At 54.6% G+C, this 22,531-nt stretch carries 22 protein-coding genes; 11 read left to right on the top strand and 11 right to left on the bottom strand.

The window, feature by feature from the left end; translation table 11 throughout:
• The first annotated feature begins 20 nt into the window (after positions 1-20).
• Positions 21-530 carry a hypothetical protein gene (locus EL645_RS25005; RefSeq protein WP_218032003.1) on the top strand — a complete coding sequence of 170 codons (510 nt, stop codon included), beginning with the start codon at positions 21-23 and terminating at the stop codon, positions 528-530.
• A 209-nt stretch (positions 531-739) separates the two neighbouring features.
• A complete protein-coding gene (locus EL645_RS25000; protein WP_126553268.1) occupies positions 740-1,375 on the top strand; it encodes a GtrA family protein in 636 nt (211 codons plus the stop codon).
• Positions 1,376-1,578: 203 nt separating this feature from the next.
• Here the strand turns inward: EL645_RS25000 and EL645_RS24995 are convergent, their stop codons facing one another.
• The 4 genes from EL645_RS24995 to EL645_RS24980 form a co-directional block, all read right to left on the bottom strand.
• Positions 1,579-2,649, bottom strand: a complete 1,071-nt coding sequence (locus EL645_RS24995) for a hypothetical protein (protein ID WP_126553266.1) — start codon at positions 2,647-2,649, stop codon at positions 1,579-1,581.
• Positions 2,650-2,653: 4 nt separating this feature from the next.
• The gene (locus EL645_RS24990) at positions 2,654-3,040 is read right to left on the bottom strand and encodes a PadR family transcriptional regulator (protein ID WP_126553264.1); all 387 of its coding nucleotides are present in this window, start codon (positions 3,038-3,040) and stop codon (positions 2,654-2,656) included.
• A 238-nt stretch (positions 3,041-3,278) separates the two neighbouring features.
• Positions 3,279-4,178, bottom strand: coding sequence for a LysR family transcriptional regulator (locus tag EL645_RS24985; protein WP_126553262.1), 900 nt, complete (start codon positions 4,176-4,178; stop codon positions 3,279-3,281).
• Between the two features lie 388 nt (positions 4,179-4,566).
• On the bottom strand, positions 4,567-5,199 hold the full coding sequence (locus tag EL645_RS24980) for a histidine phosphatase family protein (RefSeq protein WP_126553260.1): 633 nt from the start codon (positions 5,197-5,199) through the stop codon (positions 4,567-4,569).
• Between the two features lie 297 nt (positions 5,200-5,496).
• On the opposite strand from EL645_RS24980, the gene EL645_RS24975 reads away from it, so the two are divergent.
• A complete protein-coding gene (locus EL645_RS24975; RefSeq protein WP_126553258.1) occupies positions 5,497-5,805 on the top strand; it encodes a hypothetical protein in 309 nt (102 codons plus the stop codon).
• A gap of 59 nt (positions 5,806-5,864) precedes the next feature.
• Here EL645_RS24975 and EL645_RS24970 read toward each other — a convergent pair whose 3' ends face one another.
• Positions 5,865-7,058, bottom strand: coding sequence for an RNA polymerase sigma factor (locus EL645_RS24970; RefSeq protein ID WP_246035466.1), 1,194 nt, complete (start codon positions 7,056-7,058; stop codon positions 5,865-5,867).
• 3 nt (positions 7,059-7,061) lie between these two features.
• Complete coding sequence (locus tag EL645_RS24965) at positions 7,062-7,427, bottom strand: YciI family protein (RefSeq protein WP_126553254.1); 366 nt, start codon at positions 7,425-7,427, stop codon at positions 7,062-7,064.
• 352 nt (positions 7,428-7,779) lie between these two features.
• Here EL645_RS24965 and EL645_RS24960 point away from each other — a divergent pair, with 352 nt between their 5' ends.
• Together EL645_RS24960 and EL645_RS24955 are read left to right on the top strand one after the other, a co-directional pair.
• On the top strand, positions 7,780-8,298 hold the full coding sequence (locus tag EL645_RS24960) for a GNAT family N-acetyltransferase (RefSeq protein WP_126553252.1): 519 nt from the start codon (positions 7,780-7,782) through the stop codon (positions 8,296-8,298).
• A 203-nt stretch (positions 8,299-8,501) separates the two neighbouring features.
• Positions 8,502-8,987 (top strand): P-loop nucleotide/nucleoside kinase family protein, encoded by a 486-nt coding sequence (locus EL645_RS24955; protein ID WP_161977670.1) that lies wholly within the window; start codon positions 8,502-8,504, stop codon positions 8,985-8,987.
• A gap of 172 nt (positions 8,988-9,159) precedes the next feature.
• Here the strand turns inward: EL645_RS24955 and EL645_RS24950 are convergent, their stop codons facing one another.
• Together EL645_RS24950 and EL645_RS24945 are read right to left on the bottom strand one after the other, a co-directional pair.
• Complete coding sequence (locus EL645_RS24950) at positions 9,160-10,527, bottom strand: aspartate aminotransferase family protein (protein ID WP_218032002.1); 1,368 nt, start codon at positions 10,525-10,527, stop codon at positions 9,160-9,162.
• Positions 10,409-11,656, bottom strand: coding sequence for a hypothetical protein (locus EL645_RS24945; RefSeq protein ID WP_136625288.1), 1,248 nt, complete (start codon positions 11,654-11,656; stop codon positions 10,409-10,411). The genes EL645_RS24950 and EL645_RS24945 overlap by 119 nt, the downstream gene beginning before the upstream one ends.
• Positions 11,657-12,227: 571 nt before the next feature.
• Between EL645_RS24945 and EL645_RS24940 the strand changes: the two genes are divergently transcribed.
• The 3 genes from EL645_RS24940 (at position 12,228) to EL645_RS24930 (ending at position 14,666) form a co-directional block, all read left to right on the top strand.
• Positions 12,228-12,518, top strand: a complete 291-nt coding sequence (locus EL645_RS24940) for a hypothetical protein (RefSeq protein WP_176599842.1) — start codon at positions 12,228-12,230, stop codon at positions 12,516-12,518.
• A 256-nt stretch (positions 12,519-12,774) separates the two neighbouring features.
• Entirely contained in the window at positions 12,775-12,990 is a 216-nt protein-coding gene (locus EL645_RS24935) for a hypothetical protein (protein ID WP_126553246.1), read from the top strand.
• Between the two features lie 230 nt (positions 12,991-13,220).
• Positions 13,221-14,666 (top strand): alpha/beta hydrolase fold domain-containing protein, encoded by a 1,446-nt coding sequence (locus EL645_RS24930; RefSeq protein WP_136625287.1) that lies wholly within the window; start codon positions 13,221-13,223, stop codon positions 14,664-14,666.
• Between the two features lie 68 nt (positions 14,667-14,734).
• Here EL645_RS24930 and EL645_RS24925 read toward each other — a convergent pair whose 3' ends face one another.
• Together EL645_RS24925 and EL645_RS24920 are read right to left on the bottom strand one after the other, a co-directional pair.
• Entirely contained in the window at positions 14,735-15,835 is a 1,101-nt protein-coding gene (locus EL645_RS24925; protein WP_136625286.1) for a hypothetical protein, read from the bottom strand.
• A complete protein-coding gene (locus EL645_RS24920) occupies positions 15,790-18,039 on the bottom strand; it encodes an ATP-binding protein (protein WP_126553240.1) in 2,250 nt (749 codons plus the stop codon). Before EL645_RS24920 ends, EL645_RS24925 begins: the two co-directional genes overlap by 46 nt.
• A gap of 413 nt (positions 18,040-18,452) precedes the next feature.
• On the opposite strand from EL645_RS24920, the gene EL645_RS24915 reads away from it, so the two are divergent.
• The 3 genes from EL645_RS24915 (at position 18,453) to EL645_RS24910 (ending at position 19,694) form a co-directional block, all read left to right on the top strand.
• Positions 18,453-18,914, top strand: a complete 462-nt coding sequence (locus tag EL645_RS24915) for a hypothetical protein (RefSeq protein WP_126553238.1) — start codon at positions 18,453-18,455, stop codon at positions 18,912-18,914.
• On the top strand, positions 18,898-19,059 hold the full coding sequence (locus tag EL645_RS39560; protein WP_161977669.1) for a hypothetical protein: 162 nt from the start codon (positions 18,898-18,900) through the stop codon (positions 19,057-19,059). Before EL645_RS24915 ends, EL645_RS39560 begins: the two co-directional genes overlap by 17 nt.
• 128 nt (positions 19,060-19,187) lie before the next feature.
• A complete protein-coding gene (locus EL645_RS24910) occupies positions 19,188-19,694 on the top strand; it encodes a nitroreductase family protein (RefSeq protein ID WP_126553236.1) in 507 nt (168 codons plus the stop codon).
• A gap of 142 nt (positions 19,695-19,836) precedes the next feature.
• Here the strand turns inward: EL645_RS24910 and EL645_RS24905 are convergent, their stop codons facing one another.
• On the bottom strand, positions 19,837-22,239 hold the full coding sequence (locus EL645_RS24905; RefSeq protein WP_161977668.1) for a glycoside hydrolase 5 family protein: 2,403 nt from the start codon (positions 22,237-22,239) through the stop codon (positions 19,837-19,839).
• Positions 22,240-22,531 lie beyond the last annotated feature (292 nt).

Genomic DNA, 22,531 nt, shown 5'->3' with positions numbered 1-22,531 from the left:
TAAAGCAGGAAGCGAGAGAGATGAGTATAAAAAAGCAGCGTTTCTTGATCGACCCCAACATCCACCTCACTGATTTTGCTTCCTTGTTTCTCGTGCAATGTCCGCGTTGCCAGGGCTGCGCACGCGTCATACCAGAGCTAGATACCACAAGAGAATTTGTCAATCCATACTTTCCTGAACGTGTAAAGTTTCTCTGCCCACGCTGCGGTGCGGTTAAAGAAAAAGGTAAGTGTCTTCGAATGTGGGTGGGAGGTCCATGCGATTGGTATTTTCGCCTCCCTCTCTACTTACAAATGCCGTGTTGTGGACATATACTATGGGCCCACAATCTCGAACATCTGCAGTACCTTGAACAATATGTCCAGGCCGAATTAAGAGAACGCTCCACGATCAAAAATCAACGCTATACCTATACAAGTACTTATGAACGAACGCTGGCGACCCGGCTCCCCAAATGGATGAAAAGCGCGAAGAATAGAGCTGAAGTTATCAAATGCATCCATAAATTGCAGCATCTACTTCTACAATAATCGTAGCCATTCCTCTCCCACTTTTATAGCCCGCGTAACAGCTCCGATCCCCCTGGATAAATAATACTTGAAAATGCATCCACTGCCCCAAATAGCTCCATCGGTTATATAACATAGACAAAATGGTGATATTCCTTGCGAGAAACATACTGACATGATAGGATGGACGCATATCTCGTCTAAATTGTAGTTAAGGAATATATTGGTATATGACTACGCTTATAAAAAGACTATTCAAATTGCGTATCATCCGCTACGGATTGGTGGGCGGCATTGGTATCCCCATCAACGTCCTGGCGCTCTACATTTTTAAACTTCTCCTGAATAATTTCCAGCTCACCGTCCATCCTTCCTTCATCGGCTACCACTGGACAGTTGATCTAAACTACGCACTGGCCTCCGCCTGCTCATTTGAGGTAAGCACAACCATCAATTTCCTGCTCAATCAAATTTTCACTTATAGCGAGCAACAACTCCATGGATGGCACTGGGTTCGGCGCGCGGCACGAGCACAGGTGACCAGCCTTTCAGCATTGCTCCTCACATTCGCCATTGGCCTGGTACTTGTCTACGGACTCCATGTCAACGAATTCATTGCCAACCCGATTGGCATCATCGTCGTCTTCATCTACAACTTCTTTATCTCAAAACACTTTGTGTTCAAGCCCACCACCCCCATCACCACCACCGAACCCCTGAGCGAAGAGGACGCCATCCAGCAAAATAAACATATATGCGGCCCCGCGGCCGCTCCCTTCCCCTTCTCGCTCAAAAAAGCAACAATAAACACGATCTGTACGTTCGGGGCTTGTCCCCGCTTCCCCCGTTCCCGCTCGAATAAGTAACAATAATAATGTTATGCATCGGATAAAATAGCTACAAATCGCTGCGTGGCTGCTTTTTCGAGTGGAAAAGGTTAAAATCCAACAAAAAAGCCGCCACAGAGAATGATCTTTGCAGCGGCAATAAAAACAATGCTCAGCTTGATGAAGGCACGCATAATCCGCTAACATCGCTTACTATGCATTTTACTTGCTGGCTTGCTGATTCATGGCAACTTATGGAGCGCTGGATCGTGCAACAAGGCATGGAGCCGCACGGTCGTTCCCTGTCTGAAGGCATTGATGAGCAGGCATAATGCCAGTACCATGGCGCCAACAGCCAGAATGACCCAGGTGAGGTTACTCTGACCAAGTCCGGCGTCGCTCATAGCGAATTGGGGAGCGTCACGCCACAGCGCAACCATCCAATACAGCGCGGCTCCAAAGGAGATAGCCAGGGCCAGCAGTGTCACAGCCATGCAGATGCGTACCAAACTGAATACGCGTGGACCCAGGTCGCTGCGTGAGACGGCCAGGGCGATCATGCTGCTGACCAGCAAGATTACGAACGTGAATAGGGCAGAACCAATAAAGACACCTGCGATGGCGATCAATAACGCCAGCCACTCTGGCTGTCCGGCAATCTGTGGTGGATTACCCATGATCACTCCGAAGGACACGATATAGAGCGTCAAGCATAGCGCGACCACCAGGGTTCCAATGCCCAGTATGCCCAGGTGCCGCCTGGTGGGCAGAAACAACTTGATCAGCTTGTCCCCGCTGGCACGAACATATTTGATAATGCTAAAGAGCACCAGGCCACCACACAGTAGCATCGCCAGCGTGGCAATGTCCATACTGATCGAGATCGCCCTATATGCGATCCCAACCGCTGGATGGACCAGCGCCACCGCATTAAAAGGGGCCACCGGATCACTGGTACGCATGAGCGTGAGGTAGCCCAGGACAAAAAGCACAAAGGCGCTATAGGTCAGGATCGTTGAGCGGCGCATGATTGGTTGCATCTGCCTGCCTCCTTCCATGGAAAATTGTTCGGCCACCATATCCATGATGGCTCGGATAAACAATGCGGGCCAGAGTCGTAGCACGCCGGACGTGCCATGTTGTCTATACTCATCCTGACAACACTGGCGCAATGTGCGTAGCATCTCCCCTTCATATTCGCGCCGAAACGCTGTTGGCCCCAGGCACAACAGCCAGCGATAAATCTGTAGCGAGAGCCGGATAATCCAGGGCAGGTCCGCTCTCGTCGCTGACGACCTCGATACGTGCGACATATATTTATGCTCCCCCATAGATTGGCTTTACCGCGGCATCGCCCAGCAGCGGCTTCTTGCGCGCGACCGCCACCGCCTGCGCCAGGCGCTGTACCTCGGCCTGCGTGACCCGCACCCCAAAGGTCGTCAAGCGATAATAGCGCCGCCGCTCATCATCCAGCGCCGGATCAGGCCGCTCCTCCGTCTCCTCAATCATGCCATCTTCCAGCATACGCTTAATCGAGCGATAGAGCGTCGTCGGACCAATGCGCAGCTTGCCATCGGTCTGCGCGGCAATCTCCTGCATAATGCTATAGCCATGGCGCTCACCATCGGCCAGCGCCAGCAAGATATGAAACACCGCCGGAGTCAGAGGCAGCCTGGCCTCCGGCTCTTCTCCACCTGAACTCATCGCATACCCCCTCAAACACTATATTTTTCACCTTGACTATACCCACTATGGTTATATTAACCCAAAAAAATACCCCTGTCAAGCTCCAGCCTACCTGAGCCGCAAGCTCCAATCCATTTCATTTCGCCTTCGCCTTAAGTGAGAGGGCTGTTGCCAGCTGAGCCAGCGTGGGAATGGATGGTTGTCAGCAAATTACTTTCCTTGTTTCTGTTGTGCGGTAGTGTCCCGTTGGTAGATATCAAGCCGCTGCTCCAGCGTCTGCGGCGGCCTGTTTTAACAGGGAGCTGAACGCTTGTATCGCCTTGTTTTGTGGGAGCGGAACTTCTCTGGTGATGAGACCAAGAGGCATTTGCAGTTTCCAGTCTTTGATATGTCGGATAACCGTGTCGTCTGGAATATGGTATGTGGCGAATTTAGGCATGATTGCGACTCCCATTCCTTGCTGGACGGCTTGCTTGATGATTTCGAGACTCCCGATCTCAATGCCAATTGCCAGTGGAAGTCCGCGTGCCATAAAAGCTTGCTCGATAGCCGTGCGATAGGCACAGGGCGGATCCGTGAGGAGCAAGCATTCAGTGCATAGATCGCTCAGCACGATCTCGTCTTGTTGCAATAGAGAATGGTTTTTGGGGAGGAGTAGGACAGGCGTTTCGGTCAGGATTGGCTCGAAGATGAGTCCTGCGTTGGCGGGTGGTGGTGTTGAGATGCCGAGATCAATCTGGTTGGCTATGAGTTGTTCGTGCGTGCGGTTTGTGCTCAGAATCTCGATGGTGAGACGGATACGGGGATAACGCTCACGAAAGATGCACATGACCTGCATCAGATAGAGGCGTGCTATTGGCTCAATCATGCCCACACGTAACGTGCCGCTCTCTCCTGCGGCGAGATCTGAGAGATCCTGCTGCATTTGCTCGACTTGATTGAGGACATGCTGAGTGTGGATGAGGAGTGTGTGCCCTGCGGCGGTCAGCTGGATTTTTCTCCGTTGGCGATCAAAGAGTTCGACTCCGAGCTCCGCTTCAAGTTGCTGAATGTGCAATGTGAGTGTTGATTGCGCGTATTGCAGTCGCTCGGCAGCCTGGACAAAACTCCCTGCCTCCGCAATCACCTTGAACGTCTGCAAATGTCGTAGATCCATAATCCTCCAACTATCAGTAAAAATGAATGTTTACTTCGAATACTTTGTGTTGTTCGATATATCATACTCTGTTATATTGATAAAACACAAGCAAATTATCCGTGTGACGACTTTTGGATCACTATCGATGATGATCCAGAGGTGTGGCAAGGCTTTATGGTTCGTCGGAAATTCAAAGTCAGTAGGAGAGAAAATATGGATATACACAGCTAGCCATACTCAAGCAAGCAACAAGGCTCGAGGACGTCGCAGCCTACAGCATGCCAGCCCGCAGCGAGAGCATCACCGTCAATTCAGGCCCCACCGTGTAACCACGCGCCTCCGGCCATCAGTTCCAACGTATTCGGGGGAAGAGGTGTACGTTCCTCTTCCACAGTATACCATGCCCTCACTCGATGCCAATCAGGTGCGCGGTCTCGCCAACCGTGACGACATCGACGCTGCGCGGGGGATAGATCGGCGGATGCTCCTGGCGCATGGACGGTGGGATCAGGCTGACCTGGCTGATGGAGGCAAAGTTGATTTTGAAGAAGCTAAAGCTATCGGGGGGCATGCGCAAAAGAGCATGAAAAATATATGAGATCATGCCACCGTGCGCGACCACAACCACATTGTCGTTAGGCCCAAAGTTGCGCTCCAGGCGCTCAATCACTTGCTGGCTGCGCAGGAAAAGACTCTCTTGCGTGTCGGCGGGATAGATGATGCTTTCTGCATCCATCTCTTCAGGCAACCAGGCCAGTGGATAACGAGGCCGTAGCTCACCGGCCCCATAGCCCACCATCTCTTCAAAGAGGCCTTCACGTAGCTCTGGCCAGACCTCTACCGGCATACTATCACAGGCCTGGGCGATAAAATGGGCGGTCCCCAGTGCTCGTACCAGTGGGCTACTGACCAGGCCGGTAATCGGTAGCCGCGAAAAATAGCGCCCGGTTGCCTGTGCCTGCGCCTCACCACGAACTGTCAAAAAATCATTGCCCGAAGTACGGCCCATTTCTCCATGGCGTACCAGAAATAATTCCATTCAATCTTACTCTTTCTTTAACTATTTTCTTGCGTATTCGAAGTATGTTCTTACTTAGATACCTTTTATATAAATTTATCAATATGCATCCCTATTGTATCACCTGCTGCTTTCTGGATCGCAGGCCAGCACTCCCACAATCACAATATCCCCACCACATAAAAAATAGCGGCCTGCACATGTCAGGCCGCCTGACAGGAGTTCTGGAAAAGATCAAACAATCATTGCTGGTATCCCTCGGTTGGTGTTGATGCGTAGTACAAACAGGGCTATCAGCAATTTACAAGGAGTTTTTATATGTCGAATTCAATTCCCCAGGATCGCTATACGCGGTCAACCATTAGCACATTCGCGTCGAATCAGCAGAATATTGCGGAGTCGGCGCCTCTCATAGAACAGCAGATCAAGCCGGAAGAGCTCTTCACAGACGCTTCGAATCAGCCTTCGGGTCCCATCGATCTACTCTACCGCTTTAACAGCGATCAGCAGAAGCCAGCACTGGGTTTCCAGCAGGTCGATAATGAGCAGGATGAAGAAGAGATGTATTCGCTGGTCTATATCGATCCGAGTCTGTTAGAGGCCTGGCAGAGCCATATCAGCCGCTAAAAGCAGATCAATCCAGGCATCGGATGCTCGATGCCTGGACTGATCTGCTTTCTTATTTTCTACCATTCCAGCAAGCGACGCGTGAGCAGGGATTGCTCGGCGCGATTCTGCGTCAGCCCGAGGGCCCGTAGTGCTGCGGCCCGCGCCTGTTCGCGCTGGCTCAATTCTAGCAACAACTCTCCCCGAATAGCATGAAAGAGATGATAATTATCCAGTTCCTGTGCCAGGGCATTGACCTCGGCCAGCGCGGCTTCTGGTCCGGCGATTTGCTTCAAGGCTACGGCCCGATTTAACCTCACTACCGCCGTGGGGCGCAGACGTAGGAGCATATCATAGAGGATCACGATCTGCGGCCAGTCGGTTGCTGCCCAGGATTCCGCTTCGGCATGGCAGGCGGCGATCGCCGCCTCCAGTTGATAGGGACCGGGTCGCCCATATGTCGCTGCCTGCTCAATTAATTGAACGGCCTGCGCGATGCGGACGCGATCCCAGCGTGTGCGATCTTGCTCGGCCAGCAGGATCATTTCGCCGCTGCTGGAGAAGCGGGCCGCGCTGCGAGCCAGTTGTAGACGCATCAGGGCGAGCAAGCCCAGCGGCTCCGGCTCGCCCGGCAACAACTGTACCAGCAAAGCCGCCAGCCAGGCAGCATCTTCGGCCAGATCGCGGCGCGCTGGAGCCGCCCCTGAACTTGCCATATAGCCCTCGGTAAACATCAGGTAGAGCACAGCCAGTACTTCCCCCAGGCGCTCATCCAGCTCTTCATCGGTCGGGATGCGATAGGGGATGTGGGCGGCGACGATTTTGCGCCGTGCCCGGACCAGCCGTTGGGCCACCGTTGCCTCAGGGACCAGAAAGGCATGCGCGATCTCGCCAGTGGTAAAGCCACAGACGGCCCGAAGCGTGAGGCCAATCTGGGCCGCACGAGCCAGCGTGGGATGACAGCAGGTAAACATCAGCCGTAGCCGGTCGTCCTGCTCATGGTTAGAGGGTTGCTCCAACTGCTCCAGTTTAGCGCGATAGCGGGCGTCGCGGCTCAACTGGTTGAGCGCGCGCCGCCGGGCAACGGTCATCAACCAGGCCCCTGGCCGTTCGGGAATACCCTCCAACGGCCAGTGTTCTAACGCAGCCAGCAAGGCATCCTGGACAATCTCTTCGGCGATATCAAAGTCGCCCAGGATGCGCACCAGGGCCGCTGTAAGGTGACCCGTCTCCTCACGGAACACAGCAGCCAGGGTGTCATGCGTCTCAGTCACGATTTAGCGTTCTCCTGCTCGCCCCGGTCGGATCTCTACCGGCCGAATTTCAACGATATCGCCCCGGGCCGGCCACGACTTCACCAGGCGCAAGGCTTCATCCAGGTCGGCCACATCGATCTCAGCGTAGCCGCCAATGATCTCGTTGGCCTCAATAAAAGGACCATCATGAATCAGCGCGTCACCCTCAAATCTTACAGTGGTCGCGGTATGCGGCGGCTGAAATTTATTGGCCGTAGTAATCTGGGCTGCATGCTCGGCCACCCAGCGACCAGTCTTAGCATATTGCTCATTGCGCGTCTGCTCTGGCAGCGCCTCCCAGGCCTGCTGCTGCTCACGCGTCGTATAGAAAAGAAGCACATATTTCATAATCGAGACCTTCCTTGTTGTTATTACTACAAACGAACCGGCGGCCATGCCATACACTATTGACCACCTTCTACAAATAACGACAAATAAGCAAGGCCTAAAATCGACATCATAACCTCCAATAACAACTTATTTTCCCCAAACAAGCATCAATAACAACGATCTGTATGTGTCGCCTCTGATTGCCGACCACGACCATTTCCTGCCAGCATTACTACAAAGATTAGATCAAAACTAAAGCAGTAATCACCATACAAACTCTTCCAACATGTATCTTATTTTATGCTATCTTAATATACATATGTTATACTTGAGAGCGCAATAAGATGGAAAAGGAAGGATTTTTCTTATTATGATCGTTTTAGAGACAGAGCGTCTGCTTGTTCGTCATCTGGAAGATAGTGATTTTGCGGCACTGCAAACTCTCTGTAGTAACCCGGCAATTATTCAATATATGGGAGATGGCCAGCCGCTTAGTGAAGAACAGACCAGGGATTGGATCAAGATCTCACAAAACAACTATCAAAAGCAGGGCTTCGGCTGCTTCGCCTTGCTTGATCGCCACACCAACCAGATGATTGGCTTTGGCGGCCTCGTCCGCCCGGGCGAAGGCCAGGTGGAGATCATCTATGCCTTCGAGCAGCCCCGCTGGGGACAGGGCCTGGCTACCGAGTTTGCGCGCGCCATGATCCAGCTTGGCTTTGAACGCTGGCAGCTTCCACGCATCGAGGCTACCATTGATCCGGCCAATCATGCCTCTAGCGCGGTCGTCAAAAAGCTCGGCATGACCTTTTTACGCTCCGGTGTCGACGAACACAACTTGCCAACAGACTTCTACGCCCTGGACAATCCAGCCCAGATCTCCCACTGATATGTGCGTTAGTATAGAAGAAAAGAACAAGCAACAAAAGTTTTACGGCATAGAACCGGGGATGCATGGCATGCATTTGACATGTCTCGCATCCTCCAGGTCGGTAAGCACCCTTCCCTTTACCCATCACATTCCCATCAAATACAAGCTAAAGCGGTTAATTTTATGTTATAATCGTGACTATGAAAAAGGCACTGTATTTAATGTGTGGAGCTCCTTTCTCCGGTAAAACCACACTCGCTCGTTCGCTGGCAGTACACACCAATAGCAAGTATTTAAGCCTGGACGACATCATGAGGCAGCGTGGACGAGATCTCTCGCAACTACAGCCAGTTGAAGAGTGGGGCAAAGCCCACGAGATTTGCCTGCAACTCATGGATGAGCTCATGCAGGAGCACGTTTCCATTGTATTGGATGATACAAATAATCTCCGATGGCTCAGGGACCGCTTTCGCCAGCTTGCCCAACAACATCAATACAACACCTCCATCATTTTTTTGGATATCCCGTTGGCAGAGCTAGAAAAAAGAAGAGAGCAGGTCCGGCACTCAAAACAAAGGAATTATGTGCCCGATGAGGTTTTTTACCCCTTCATGGAATATTTTGAGCGACCCGACACCGATGAGCATCCTCTCATATTTGATGGAACATTGGATATGCACGAATGGATGCGCACCTGTTTGATATAGAAGGGTAGCACATAATATTTCTCTAAAAATCTGCCAAATAAACAAAAAGCAGCAATAAAAATGACCTGTACGTGCGGGGCTTGTCCCCGCTTTTAACCTTCAAGCTCGAAAAATAAACAATAATAATGCCATACATCAAGTTAAATCTCTATTTGTTGCTTTTGACGACTTGCTAGCGGCGGTGGAGGATGCGGTGCGCGCTCTCCAGGGTCTGGTCGACGTCGGCGTTGGTGTGGGCGAGGCTGATATAGCTGCGCTTGAGGTTGACGGGCAGCTCATAGCTGCCTTGCTCAATCAGTTGGCGGCGATAGCTCAGGAAGCGTGCGCCATCGTTGCGCAAGAGGTCGTGGTAGCTTCTGATGGGTGGTCGCAGAAAATAGAGGAGATAGACGGAGCCGTAGCCGACCACGGTGGCTTCGATGCCGGCTTGCCGCACGATCTGCTCCAGGCCCCGGCGCATGCGCTCACCCAGGCGAAAGAGGTGCGGATAGCTCTCGGGCCGCTCAAGGATCTCGATGGTGGTCAGGGCAGCCGCCACACCTGCGGCATGGGCGTTAAAGGTGCCGGCAAAATAGACATCTCCACCGGGCTGACATTGGTCCATGATGTCGGCCCGGCCAGCAACTACGGCCAGGGGATAGCCGTTGGCGATAGCTTTGGACATCGTGGTCAGGTCAGGGACCACGCCAGCGATACGTTGATAGCCGCCCAGGCCGTGGCGAAAGCCGGTGATGATCTCGTCGAAGATCAAGACGATGCCATAGCGCAGGGTCAGCTGGCGCAATCCCTGCAAGAAGCCTTCGGCGGGCAGGACACAGCCCATGTTGTGGGGCAGGGGCTCCAGGATGATGGCCGCGATCTGCTGGCCCTGGTCGCGCAACACTTCGGCGACCGACGCCAGATCATTGAAGGGCAGCACCAGTGTGTCGTCGATGGCCTGCGGCAACATGCCAGCCGATAGTGGATCTTTCTGGCCCAGTTTCTCGGCTTCGCTGATGACGTTCATGAGCACGGCATCGTGCCAGCCATGATAGCAGCCCTGAAATTTGAGGATCTTCTGGCGTCCGGTGGCGGCCCGGGCCAGGCGTAAGGCCAGAAAGGTCGCCTCCGAGCCAGAGTTGCAGAACACCACCTTTTCAGCCGAGGGGATGTGCTGCCCCAGCTTTTCAGCCAGCGCGATCTCCTGCTCGCTCGCCCCCACGCCGATCAAGTCTATCCGAGCCATGGTCTCCATGACGCGCTGGTTGACTTCGGGATGGCAGTGGCCCAGCAGGATAGGGCCGAAACCGCCCAGGTAATCAATGTAGCGCCGCCCCTCGACATCAAATAAGTAGGCGCCCTGCGCCCGGGTAAAGGCGATAGTCGGCTCAACCGCGCGGATCGCCCCGCTGACACCTCCAGGCAATATTTGTTGGGCCTGCTCAAGCAGGCGATGGGAACTGGGCATGTACAGCCTCCTTTTGTTTACGATATTGTGGTAGCAGCACTTCTTCGACATATGACAATGGATAAATGTAGCGCTCAGCCACCTGCTGGGCAATCGGCTCGCTTCCTTCAGCCTCACCGCCAGTTGCCAGTTCGGCCAGCACCTCGGCATCAGCGTACAATGGACGCCGCTCGGCCAGGCCGGGGTCCCAGCCCAGCCTTTGCTTGAGCCAGTAGATGCATTGATCATTCTGGAAGGTGCCATCATCCCAGACTGTGCGCTCGATATCGGCTCCCAGCCAGCGCAACAGGGTATAAAAGAAATGCAGGCGGGCCACCCGGATCTCGTGACCGAATTGGAAGAGGGCATAGGGGAGACTATAGCGGGCGTTGCGCAGTACGAAGCGGGACATGGCGCGGTTTGAGCCACTCATATAGTAGAATGGGCGCGCCACATAGCGGGGATCAAACGACCACGGCGCGCGCCTCAGGGCCATCCCGCTCAACAACCAGGGATCATTGGTCCAGATGCCGTGCACAAAGACTTCGCCTCTGGCAACATCGCGCACCAGGCCACCACGCAAGGCCTGTTGCTGTGGGATGATGCGAAACGCTTGCATATACGCCAGCCGTTGCGCAACCTCTCCATCGGCTGCGACCCGCTGCTTCAGCACCTCCAGGACCAGAGCGGCCCGTTCTTCGTCGCTCAAACTATAATAGCAGCAATAGCGCCCACCAATGCTGCCCGGACGATAGCTACGCCGCCTTTGTAGATAATAGGCAATGGCTCGATGTGGCAAGAGCTGCCAGGCGGCGCTAAATATAATGGGCACGCGCTCGGCCAGCAGGCGTAGCGCCTCCGCCCATAATGGGAGATAGCAGACCAGCACCCACCACTGCAGGCGTAGCGGTCCCACCAGCCACCAGACCAGACCCCAGGTCAACAGTACGTTAGCTAGCTCAGCCAGCAAGTTGACAACCTCCCTTACATAGGTGGTGCGCCGCGCCTCATAGCGCCAGCGCAGCCCAAAATGCATTCCAAGCTTGACCAGGTAGGGTACCAGGCCCAGCGGCGCCCGCAGCAGTGACAGCCCATAGGCTATATAAAACGCACCCAGGCCCAACCAGTTCCATCCTACCCATGCGCGTACAGGTTTCACTGGCAAAGCCGGCGTCAGGCATACATAGCCAGCCAGTTCTACACACCAGGCTATCCCCAACCCTGCACCCAGATAGAAAAGCATGTAGCTACCCCATTTCATCTGATTTACCGCCACGAACTCCCATGTCTGAAAAATTTCCTTTTAGCAAAATCTACGCTTCTAAGTCCCTGACAGTTAAAACCAGTGTACTCCTCCCCTGCACGTCCTCAGGTGCTCATTCTCTCGCACCTGTACCATTCGTGGTTGTCCTCAGCGGTCACTGCGCATGGCACGCTCATCCATATAATCACTCCTCGGGTGGCTGTACAAGTCTGCTACACCTCCAATAGAACAGCACATATTAACTCCAATTCAGGCCGGGACATCATTCCATCGCCAGGAATACCGAATAGAGATGATATTTTTAAACTAAGAATATACATTCTAGTTTTCTTGCATGACTTACAGGTCGGTTGTTTGATGTATTTTTATAATGTAAATAGGTACCAACGACGAAAAAGAGCAATAGCGAAAAGATAACTAAAAGCGATTGACAAACCACAAAGCCATTTATACAAATAGCAAGTTCATCAATCGCCGCTAGTATCTCAAAAAGAATGAATGGTACCTGTAAATGTAGCCTTTGCATCATGCAAAGCGAAAGGATAGTCACATGCATAATGAAATTAAAATTGCAGAAGACACTCTATCCACAGAGGAAGTTACCCGGCTTTCTGAGAGCTCGCCCGAAGCGCAGGAACTGACTGATTCTGATTTGAAGCAAGTCATTGGTGCTGCCGGCAAGTGGGGTGGAAATGGCTATGGCTATGGCTACGGCTACGGTCAGGGCGGCCACGATCATGGTGGCTATGGCTATGGCTACGGCTACGGTCAGGGCGGCTATGGCTACGGTTATGGCCAGGGTGGCTACGGCTACGGCTATGGTCACGGTGGCAACTGCTAATATTCTTCTACCAACAATCATTTCTTGATCATTAATCACTGCTACTAAACAACAAAAGCTCGCCCTCAAGGGATCATAAGAAATCCCTTGAGGGCGATTATTATTTGTATTTAATGAAAGCAACAATAAGAACGCTGGGGCATAACGTTTTCAGAACGCCTGAACTTCTATACTCTCATCAAGATACACGACAACGTCGCGATCCCACATTGATCCGCTTTTAAAGCGACTAGAATACATGCGTAAGGAGCAATTAATGACCGATCACATATTCGATGAGTCGCCCCATTCTTACCTGTTCACGGTCCGCGTCTGGGAGGAAGCAACCGGCAACGGAGAGAGCGAGTGGCGCGGCAAAGTGCAACTGGTGACGACCGGTGAGACGCGCTACTTCCGCGAGTGGCCAGCATTGCTTCCACTACTCCTCACGATGCTATCTGAATTAAACTCTGAGGCTGAATCTCAGCTGTAGTTGCTGGCTTTACGATCAATAAATAGTTCGGTTTATCCTATACAAGGTTCATCTCTACAAAAGGAACGGGATACAATGAATAGATCAGCATTATCGAAACACTCACTAAATACATTGAAATTCATCAATTCATATCCGTTGCAACGTGGGGCACTGCTGTATTGGGCCGCCCTCCTCACCATGAGCGCCGCCATTATGCATAGTATCGCGCTATTGGAACAGCCCCATCGTTGTTGTTGGCGACACTACTCATTGGTTTCACCCTTGTCCAGGCCGTGCTGGCCGTTGGCGTGCTGACAACTCCTACGCGCCATGTTTTGCTTATCACAGGGATTGTCGAATTGGTGGGATTGCTGGTCTGGATTATTGCCCATACCCTGGGCCTTCCTGATGGTTTCGCCATCTGGCGACCTGAGACGCTAGCGCTACCAGATCTCTACCTGCCGTTTGTGGAGGGGATCTCGGCCTGCTTTTTCCTCTGCCTCAGTGGGCGTACATGGAGTGCGGCCCCTAAAGCCTGGCGTATCACCTGCGCTGTGCTACCACGCTTGTTCCTGCCTGGCCTTTTGATCGTAGGCGTGCTGAAATCTGTATCGATCGCTGTCTTTTTCCTGGTGCCTGGCGTCTTCTCAAGCTTGCAATACTGCTTCCTGCCAGCCGTCGGCATCTTCGCGCTATTCCTGATCCTGCGCCAGGCTATTCGGCCGCTGCGCATGAGAACACCGCGAGCGTGGCGCACTACCTTCATCTTGCTCCCTGCACTCCTGGTGCTCGGTTTCGTGACCTGGGGCGGAGGCGTTAGCGCCATCGATACAGCCTGGCTCACCACTTCAGTTCCAGCCAGCATCCCTGCCGGACAAACAGCGACCATGGCGTACTGCAATAGCTCCAATGGGAGCCCGATGGCGATGGATATCTCCGAGCCAGCGGCCACGGCGGCCCGGCCCGCGCCCGTCGTCTTCATGATCCATGGGGGTGAGACACTGGTTGGTTCGCGCCTTCTATTAGATGGATCACAGGATGGTGTCTACTACACGCAGTTGCGCAATGAGCTACTCGCCCATGGCTTCGTGGTTGGCTCAATTGACTACAGCCTGGTCCCGCTCAGCCATATATCAGAGCAGATAAGGGACGCTAAGTGCGCCGTGCGCTTCCTGCGTACCTACGCCAGCCAGCTCGGGATCGACCCACAACGCATCGGTGTCTATGGTCCCAGTCAGGGCGGCTATATCAGCGCCATGCTGGGCACGGTCGGACCCCAGGTGGGCTACGATAGTGGTCAGTATATGAATCAATCCAGCCGGGTGCAGGCGGTGGTCGATATGTGGGGTCTGACTGAGCTCGACAACCTTAGTGGCTCACCCTTCTTTGTCAGCTTGTTGACGGGTGGCACACCTACCCTGCTGAAGGCCGCCAGTCCAATCACATATGTCGCGGCTGGCGACCCACCTTTCTTGATTATTCATGGCACCGACGACTGGATGATTGCTCCCCATCACTCGCAGGATATGGCAAAGGCGCTGCAAACAGCCCATGTACCGGTAACGCTGGTTATGGTCAAGCACGATAGCCATGGCCTGGCGGTCCCTACAGGTGGCCAGACCGAACAACCGAGCCCTGATACCCTGATACATATGATCAGTGATTTCTTTGCCCGTACCCTTGCCGCCAAATAACAGATTGAGACAGCACATTGAAAGGGAGCCAGGCCGCGTCAGTTGCGGCCTGGCTCCCTTTCAATGTGCTAGAGGTAGCCCAGTTGTTCGGCCAGCGGAACAGCACTTTGCATAAGCGAGCTGGCCTCGTTCTGCTTTCCGTCGTCCCAGGCTCGAAGCGCGGCCTGTAGCAAGTCTTCCAATGGCGCGGGCGGTGGCTGCTGGATCGTGTCAAACAATAAGCGGATCTCAGCGCTGGCGGCGGCGTAGCGCTCCTGGATGAGGGCGATACCAATCAATGGCCATCTGCCGGTCCACATAAAAGCGTTGGTCCTGAACAGTTGATAGCGATCTTGCAATAAAGCGGCGCGACCATAGCTCTCAGCCTGCTCCAGGTCGCCGGCGCGCCAGGCCAGCCAGGCCTGGTGGCCGCTGAAGATACTATTCTGCTGGGCCACGCCCGCAGCCTGGGCCTGCACGAGTAGCTGACGCATAGCCTCCACCTGGCCACGCCGCCTGTAGACCAGCGACAAAAAGGTCAGGCAGTTGTTCTGCAGCCAGGCATTGCCGGTGCGTTCACCTATCTGTAGTGCCGCGTTCAGCTGTTCTTCCGCTTCATCGAACTGGGAGGCGCACCAGAGGCCGATACCCAGTACCGTCAGGTCAATGCCGCGCTGCGCCTCGTCGGCGCTCGGCTCCAGGGCCGCCAGCCTCTCACGCCAGGCAATTATACGCTGCGCCGGGATCACGTAGCGCTCGTGCACCGCGTTATAGATGCCGATCGATTCAGCCAGCAGTCTACGTTGCCTGGGGCTACCATGCTGCTCGACCAGCGGCCGGGCTTTCTCAATGGCGGCCAGCATATCTTCAGCCGAGTTTCTCCGGGGCCAGATGTGGGCAAACTGAAGTGCGATCCATTCCTCGCGCCACTCTGGAGTATCGTGGTCTGCCATGGCATGTAAAATGCGTTCGGCCTCCATAAATTCCGGCTGGGCATGGACTCGCCAGCTGTCCAGATCCTGGTCGACCGCAAACACCCAGGTAGTGGCCAGTTTCCAGTGCAAGCGGGCTCGCCAGAATTCAGCCGCCAGCGGAATGGCGGTCAGCGCCTGCTGATATGCTTTCCGGGCCTCTTCAAAGGCATTTATTTCAGCCAGTACATCTCCCAGCGCCACATAGACGCTGGCCATAGTCTCCCAGGCGACCTTTGGCGTTCCTGGCCCCGGCTGCGGCGTTGAGAACAGCGAGACCGCCCGTTCCAAAGCATAGCGGGCTTCGCTGTGTGCATAGAGGCGGCTGGCAGCCGTGGCGGCCCGTTGATAAAAAGTGATGGCCTGGCCGACGCTGCCTGCCTGCTCATAGTGGGCGGCGATCTGTCCGCTAATACTATCCAGTTCCTCGCTATAGAGAGCTTTGAGGGCTTCGGCGACGCGCTGGTGCAGCAGGCGGCGCTGGATGGGGCTGAGCGAGACATAGATCTGCTCACGCAGCTTGCCATGGCTGAAATCATAGGCGTTGGGCGTACCCGCCGCCTGCTCGCGCACCATTCGGCGTTGCCACAGTTCATCCAATCCCAGGACGACGCTCTCTTCCTCCTTGCCACTGGCCCGGGCCAGAACCGGGAAGGTAAACTCGCGTCCGATGACGGCGGCCACGTTGGCGATCTCGCGGGCCCGGGTGGAGAGTTGCGCCAGGCGCGCGGCCAGGACCCCCTGGACCGATGATGGCAACGTTGAGGCGGTCGCGGAAACCAGGGTCGCGCTCCGCCCTCCTTTGAAGATACATCCAGTGGCCGCTCCAGCAAGCCGGCCTGGGCGAGCTCAACTACGAAGTAGGGATTGCCTTCGCTCTCTCGATACAGGGTAGCACGCTTGGCGGCATCGAGCGGTCGACCCAGGATCGCTTCTGCCAGGGAGATTGTATCGGTCGGGGCAAGTGGCTCCAGTGGGAGCTCGGTCAGCAGTCCGTCACGCTGGAGCGCTGACAGCAAGGTCGCCAGCGCTGGCGTGGGCGCAGTCTCCTCTGCACGTACAGTTGCTACCACCAGGAGCCGGGCAGTGGGCGCAAACTGAAAAAGATATTGGATCCACTGCAGGGTCTCCTCATCACACCATTGCATATCATCCAGCAAGAGCAGGAGCGGCTGCGGACCAGCGAGCAGGACGCGGGCCAGGGCCGCGAAGAAGTGCTGGCGCTGCCATCCCTCGGTCATAGCCACCGGAGGCGAGAGTTGGGGATGCGCGGTCAGTACCTCGGGAAGCAGGCGCGCAACCTCTGTACGTACAAGCGGATCGAGCTTTGCGAGATTGGGCTGGAGCGCTTCACAGCGCAGCCAGGAGGGAATTGGGGCATACGCCAGTTGTCCGAGCGCGGCATAACAGCGCGCCCGGGCCGTCGCTATGCCCATACGGGTGACCCACAGATCCAATTCGTTCGCCAGCCGGGTTTTGCCGATACCGGTTTCACCACTCAGCATCACCAGTTGAGCACTGCCCGCTTGCAGTCCGTCAATGCCACCCGTGGCCTTGCGCCATACCTTCTGTAATTGGCGCCACTCTTCCTTACGCCCCAGCAGCGGGATGGCCGTTCCACGTTTGAGCGCTGACTCGTTGGGGGGGCGCTTCATTGCGGCTTCCAGCTGCTCGGGCTGCATCAGCGTCTCATAGATGGCCTGCGTAGCCGCGCTCGGCTCGGCCCCCAGTTCTCGCTCTAACAATCTGACACAGGTATGATAAGTGCGCAATGCCGTGGCACGCTCCCCACTCAAAGTATACAGGCGCATCAGCCGTCCATAGCTCGCCTCATGCAAAGGCTCCAGGCGCAAAAGCTGTTGAGAGACCGCGATGGCCGCCGTATAATCACATTCCTGTTCCAGCAGGCTTCCCAGCTGCTCCGCCGCCCGCAGAAACGCCTGGTGCCAGCGATCGCGCTCAGGCAAGATCCACTCATCATAGCAGCCCGGCAGCAAATCGCCGCGATAGAGCTGCATCACCCGCTCCAGGGCCGAACGGCGTGCCTGCGTATCTCCGACCTGCTCCGCCTGCTGCGCCTCGACCAGGGCCTGTTCCAGCTCTTGCACATCCAGCTTAAAACTATCCTCGCCCAACGCCGGTACCCACTGCACACTGCGCCGCTCGATCGCCAGAAACTGCTCGGCATGCGGCAAAGCCTGCCGCAAATGATACAGCAACTGGCGCAGATTCGTATGGGCCTGCGCTTCCAATGAGTCCGGCCACAACAAAAAAGCCAGGTGCGCTCGATCCTGCGGCGCGCGCCGATGCAGCAACAGATAGGCCAGCAAAGCCTGCACCCGTGGCACCAGCACCGTCGTCAGCGGCCTCTCACCCTCCATCACCAGAAAATCCCCCAACAAAGAAATATACAAAGCAGGCATCACCAGCAGTATCCTTTCTCAACCAAAGGTGACCTTCATGGGCAAGACTTTCAACTTACGCTAGAGAAGGAAATGAATAGCATGCTTTTCAATAGCAAGCAATATGAAAAGCACAAAGCTAGTTTGCTCTGGTTTAACTGGTCAGCATATATAGCAGCTTATTTATGTATATTTATGTGATTCTAACATAGAATATATGTTTAGCGCCAGAAGCTCTTCCTCAATTATCATGCCCCACTGCTGACCACGCCTGCCACTGGCAGCGCGTTGTTCAAGCACTGCGCGCCAGCTCATGTCATATCAATCCCTTAGATGGCTCCTATTTTTTTGCGCCAGGTGGCCCTTTCCTCAGCTCCACGTTCCTGGTAGTATATGCCCAGAAACAAACCTCTACCAGAAGGAAAGGGAAAAAGATGTTAGCCTATGTTTTCTGGCACCAGCGTGCCAAACAGACCGACCAGACAGAGTATCAGCAAAAATTAGTAGCCTTCCACCAGATATTGCAGCAGCGGCATCCACAGGGCTTCTTATTTTCGATGGTACTGGAATTCGAACAACTGCCATGGATGGGGGTGGGCCTGGAGGCCTACGAAGACTGGTATGTGGTCGAAAACTCGGCGGCACTCGATCCACTGGACGAGGCAGCGGTAAGCGGCATCTGCCGCGACCCCCACAATCAGGTTGCGCGCCTGGCCGGCAACGGCACCGGTGGCCTCTATCGCTTCAAACAAGGCAGCTTCGACCACTCCCAGCTCTCCCAAATCCGCTCCACGACCTGGTTCAACAAACCAACCGGCATGAGCTACGAAAGACTATACGAAATACTGCGACAGCAGAACATCGAGCAGCAAGGGCCTTATGGCAACGCCAGATGACAATGGGCCAGCCCTGGAATACTGCCTGCATAGCCCCAACAACCAGCCTGCCCTGAAAGAGATCCAACATATCCAGGTTGCCGCCCGCCCCATCTTTACACCCACTCCACACCTGAAAGATGTCCATTCTCTGGACGAACATTAAATGGCCCTGCCACCGGACAGACGGCCTCACACATAATTGAGAGATGTGCTATGCTAAAGCTAATAGATATACAATCTGTTAATTAATGTCCGCACAATGTTTCTAAATAAGAAAGAAGGTAAACGATCATGGAGGTATTTGAAGCGATTCGCACCGTACTGGCCGTGCGCCAATTTCAGGATAAGCCGATTCCAGAAGAGATTATTCATGAAATTGTTGAAACCGGTCACCTGAGTGCCAGTAGCATGAACGGTCAGCCCTGGCACTTCATTGTCGTGCAGGATAAAGAGACGCTACGCCAGCTGGCACCCCTGGCCCGCACTGGCCCCTACATTGAGCAGGCACCGCTGGCGATTGTGGTTGCCATGGAAGCCAGTCCATTTGCCGTCTCGGACGGTAGCCGGGCCATTCAATCCATGATACTGACCGCCTGGTCGCATGGTATCGGCTCCAACTGGGTCGGCTTCAACAACCTGGACCAGGTCCGTCCCTTGCTTGGTATTCCCGAAGACATCAGCGTCCTGGCCGTTATCCCTTTCGGCTATCCGGCCTCGGCGAGCAGCAAGGGCGTCAAGAAAAGGAAGCCGCTCAGCGAGATCGCCCATCGCGAGCGCTGGGACCAGCCGTTCTCCTAAGCTGGCAAACTCCACGACAAGAAGCGCGCCTGGTATCGATACCAGGCGTGCTTCTTGTCGCTTTGCGCTATGAAACCTTGGTAGTGCAGATCCTCGGTATCACGCTGCTTAAATAATAAGAAGCGTGATACCAGGAACAGATTTAATCGTCTGCTAGCTGCCTGGCTTCACGGGCCAGCACAGCCATCAGGGGCGCGTCCCGCTGTGCGTCGGCCTGGGGCAGGTATGGATTGACGTTGTAGTTGTTGTCGGACCAGTCGGCAAGTTGCCAGATATTGCTACCGGCTCCCCCGGCCCGGTAGAAGGTATCCAGCATATCCTTATACCATGTGACGCGGGTCGCTGCATAGGCAGGATCGCTCGGCTGTAGCTGCTTGCCGGATGGATCATAGACGGGCTGGGCGCGGTCGATGCCATATTCCTCCATGACGACTGGCTTGCCACGCTGTAAGCCTGCTTTGGTGATGCCAGTGATCAGCTGCCGCGTCTGCTCAAGCGTCAGATTAGCCCACGAGGCGTTGGGATATGGATGGAAGGTGAAGAAATCGATACCGGGCACGTCTTGCGCCATGACCGGCGAGTTTCCGTTCCCCTCCTGGGTACCACCCCACTGAATGCCTTTGCCATTGGGTCCGGTCGGGACAAAGCTGTGTCCCTCAAATCCGTCGGTTACCATGTGCTGGGGGTCCAGACCCTTGACATATTTACTCATCATATCGACCCAGTTGCGCAAAGTGTTGCCGCTGGGATCACAGTATTGATGCATGGGGGTCGGATCATCGCTGCAGTCGACGCGTGGCTCGTTCATCAACTCCCAGGCGAATACGGTAGGATCATTTTTGTAGGCGACGCCGGTAACGGTGTTGACCCGGTTGACCAGGTGCGCGACGTACTGCTGGTAGAGGGCTTTCGCCTGCGGATCAGTGAAGAATTGCAGCTTGTTCGTCAGGCCCAGCCATTTGGTCTCCTGCTGAATGCCGCCGTAATCTCCCCAGTAGTTATCCATGGTCAGGATGACGCGCATATGATGGCGTTGCGCGCTGGCCATGATGTAGTCGAGCTTCTGGAAAGTGGCTTCGTTATACTGACCGGGGCCGGTCTCGAAGGCGCTGGAGTCCGCGCTGCTATCAAAGGCCCAGGTGCGCAGGACCGATAGGCCGTTACGCTCGGCCTCCAACATCTGGCGGTCAATCTGCTGCTGCCAGGGGATAACGGTGCCTTTGAGCAGGATGTTGCCCTCACTGGTCTGCTCGTTGTGGGCTACCGTCTGGTCGGTGCGAGTGAAAAGGTCGTATTCGTTCCAGCCGACGTAGCGGAATTGGGTGTGGCCATCTACGAACCGGGTCTTATTGGCATGCACGATGTTCGCCGGGCGGTCGTGGTTCGCCACCAACACATCCACCAGGTCGCTGACCGTGAACCGGGCATCGCGCACGACTACTTTGAACGTCTGTACCCCATCTTGCAGCTCATGTGTATTGAGCTCGGCAGCATAGACGCCTGCTGCAGTCGTCGTCATAGGGACGGTCTGCCCGGCCGCCTGTAACTTCACGGACTTCAAGGCAAAGCGTGGGTCGGCCTTCACCTGTGCGCTGACGGTTACCTTCCCCTTCAATTGCTGGTCAAAGGTGGGGGTAGTGATATGTACCTGAAGCTGGCTATCCTGCACCAGCACACTGGTCTGGCTGGTCGTGGTCGCTCCAGTTGAGTCAGTAGCGCTGATCGTCAGCGTCTTCAGTCCATCCCCCTCTTTCCACAGATCCCATGCGCCAGTGTAGATATTGTTGGCGCTATCGAAGGTCAGGGTACCAGACTGCGTAGCCGTTTTAAAGGTCACGCTGCTGATCTGCCGTCCGATGGAGGGGGTGACGTGGGCCTGGATCGTGTAGGTCTGCCCCTGTGGGACAGAGAGAACATCGTCCGCCTGGGGTGCGGCTGTACGGATCACAGGCTGTGTCGTCGGCACAAAGCGCACGTTATCAAAATAGACGGGTCCACTATAGGTGGCTCCCCGACCAATGGCGCGCAAGAGGAATTCTTTGGCGGTCGTGAAATAATTGCCTGCGTTCGGGAAGTCCTGACTGGTCGGGCTGATGTCGAAGGTGACTGTGTTCCAGCCTACCTGGAGCGGTTTGGGATTGGCCGCTGGCAACCAGGGATCATTGAAGACCAGGTCGGTCGATACATTGGCAACCGGGGAATAGACATCATAAGTGATCGCTGAATAGGCGCTAAGGTCAACCGGATTATAATTATCAATGACCTTATCTACGCCCGCCTGGTCCCAGCTGCCACCGGTAAAACTCACGGGTAAAGCCAGGCTATTCGCCCCTTCAGAATGCTGGGCGGAACTTTGTGTGGGCTGCCCCGCATTGGCGCCTAGCCAGCTCGGCGCGGTAAACCCATCACTACCATCCTCGAAACCATAGAACAGCGAGGTATCAGCATGTGCTGATCCCGCCTGCCCAAATAAACCTGTACCTAGCAACGCCAGCCCACAGGCCAGCGCACAGAGCATACCACCAATACGACGATGTCGCTTCATGCTCTCCATACTCCTTTCGCTGAGTCCAAATAACCAGACTCCATAGGATCATGCAAACATTGCATTGCTAAAGTTGATTTCTACCGAGAAATCATGTAGAGCGTAACCATAATAGAAAAGAGAATTGGACATTCACCAACGTGGATATCCGTACAGACATACATACATTCAACATATTCAATGAAATAACTTGCCAATTCATTGATACACCGTGACAAAAATCAAGTATTTCAATGTACAATCAATAGTAAGCTAAAGTAGCATAATAAGTCAAGTGCCAAAAATTACCACA

Origin of the sequence: Dictyobacter kobayashii (assembly GCF_003967555.1) — a bacterium.
GTDB lineage: Bacteria > Chloroflexota > Ktedonobacteria > Ktedonobacterales > Ktedonobacteraceae > Dictyobacter > Dictyobacter kobayashii.
The sequence above is the reverse complement of the archived record's forward strand: the minus strand, read 5'-3'. Positions and strand labels throughout refer to the sequence as shown.

Excerpts from the sequence above, each read along its gene's own strand:
- EL645_RS25005 (WP_218032003.1), top strand. The coding sequence starts at position 21 with ATGAGTATAAAAAAGCAGCGTTTCTTGATCGACCCCAACATCCACCTC.
- EL645_RS25000 (WP_126553268.1), top strand. The coding sequence starts at position 740 with ATGACTACGCTTATAAAAAGACTATTCAAATTGCGTATCATCCGCTAC.
- EL645_RS24995 (WP_126553266.1), bottom strand. The coding sequence starts at position 2,649 with ATGTCGCACGTATCGAGGTCGTCAGCGACGAGAGCGGACCTGCCCTGG.
- EL645_RS24990 (WP_126553264.1), bottom strand. The coding sequence starts at position 3,040 with ATGAGTTCAGGTGGAGAAGAGCCGGAGGCCAGGCTGCCTCTGACTCCG.
- EL645_RS24985 (WP_126553262.1), bottom strand. The coding sequence starts at position 4,178 with ATGGATCTACGACATTTGCAGACGTTCAAGGTGATTGCGGAGGCAGGG.
- EL645_RS24980 (WP_126553260.1), bottom strand. The coding sequence starts at position 5,199 with ATGGAATTATTTCTGGTACGCCATGGAGAAATGGGCCGTACTTCGGGC.
- EL645_RS24975 (WP_126553258.1), top strand. The coding sequence starts at position 5,497 with ATGTCGAATTCAATTCCCCAGGATCGCTATACGCGGTCAACCATTAGC.
- EL645_RS24965 (WP_126553254.1), bottom strand. The coding sequence starts at position 7,427 with ATGAAATATGTGCTTCTTTTCTATACGACGCGTGAGCAGCAGCAGGCC.
- EL645_RS24960 (WP_126553252.1), top strand. The coding sequence starts at position 7,780 with ATGATCGTTTTAGAGACAGAGCGTCTGCTTGTTCGTCATCTGGAAGAT.
- EL645_RS24955 (WP_161977670.1), top strand. The coding sequence starts at position 8,502 with ATGTGTGGAGCTCCTTTCTCCGGTAAAACCACACTCGCTCGTTCGCTG.
- EL645_RS24945 (WP_136625288.1), bottom strand. The coding sequence starts at position 11,656 with ATGCTTTTCTATCTGGGTGCAGGGTTGGGGATAGCCTGGTGTGTAGAA.
- EL645_RS24940 (WP_176599842.1), top strand. The coding sequence starts at position 12,228 with ATGCATAATGAAATTAAAATTGCAGAAGACACTCTATCCACAGAGGAA.
- EL645_RS24935 (WP_126553246.1), top strand. The coding sequence starts at position 12,775 with ATGACCGATCACATATTCGATGAGTCGCCCCATTCTTACCTGTTCACG.
- EL645_RS24925 (WP_136625286.1), bottom strand. The coding sequence starts at position 15,835 with ATGGCCAGCGTCTATGTGGCGCTGGGAGATGTACTGGCTGAAATAAAT.
- EL645_RS24920 (WP_126553240.1), bottom strand. The coding sequence starts at position 18,039 with ATGCCTGCTTTGTATATTTCTTTGTTGGGGGATTTTCTGGTGATGGAG.
- EL645_RS24915 (WP_126553238.1), top strand. The coding sequence starts at position 18,453 with ATGTTAGCCTATGTTTTCTGGCACCAGCGTGCCAAACAGACCGACCAG.
- EL645_RS39560 (WP_161977669.1), top strand. The coding sequence starts at position 18,898 with ATGGCAACGCCAGATGACAATGGGCCAGCCCTGGAATACTGCCTGCAT.
- EL645_RS24910 (WP_126553236.1), top strand. The coding sequence starts at position 19,188 with ATGGAGGTATTTGAAGCGATTCGCACCGTACTGGCCGTGCGCCAATTT.
- EL645_RS24905 (WP_161977668.1), bottom strand. The coding sequence starts at position 22,239 with ATGAAGCGACATCGTCGTATTGGTGGTATGCTCTGTGCGCTGGCCTGT.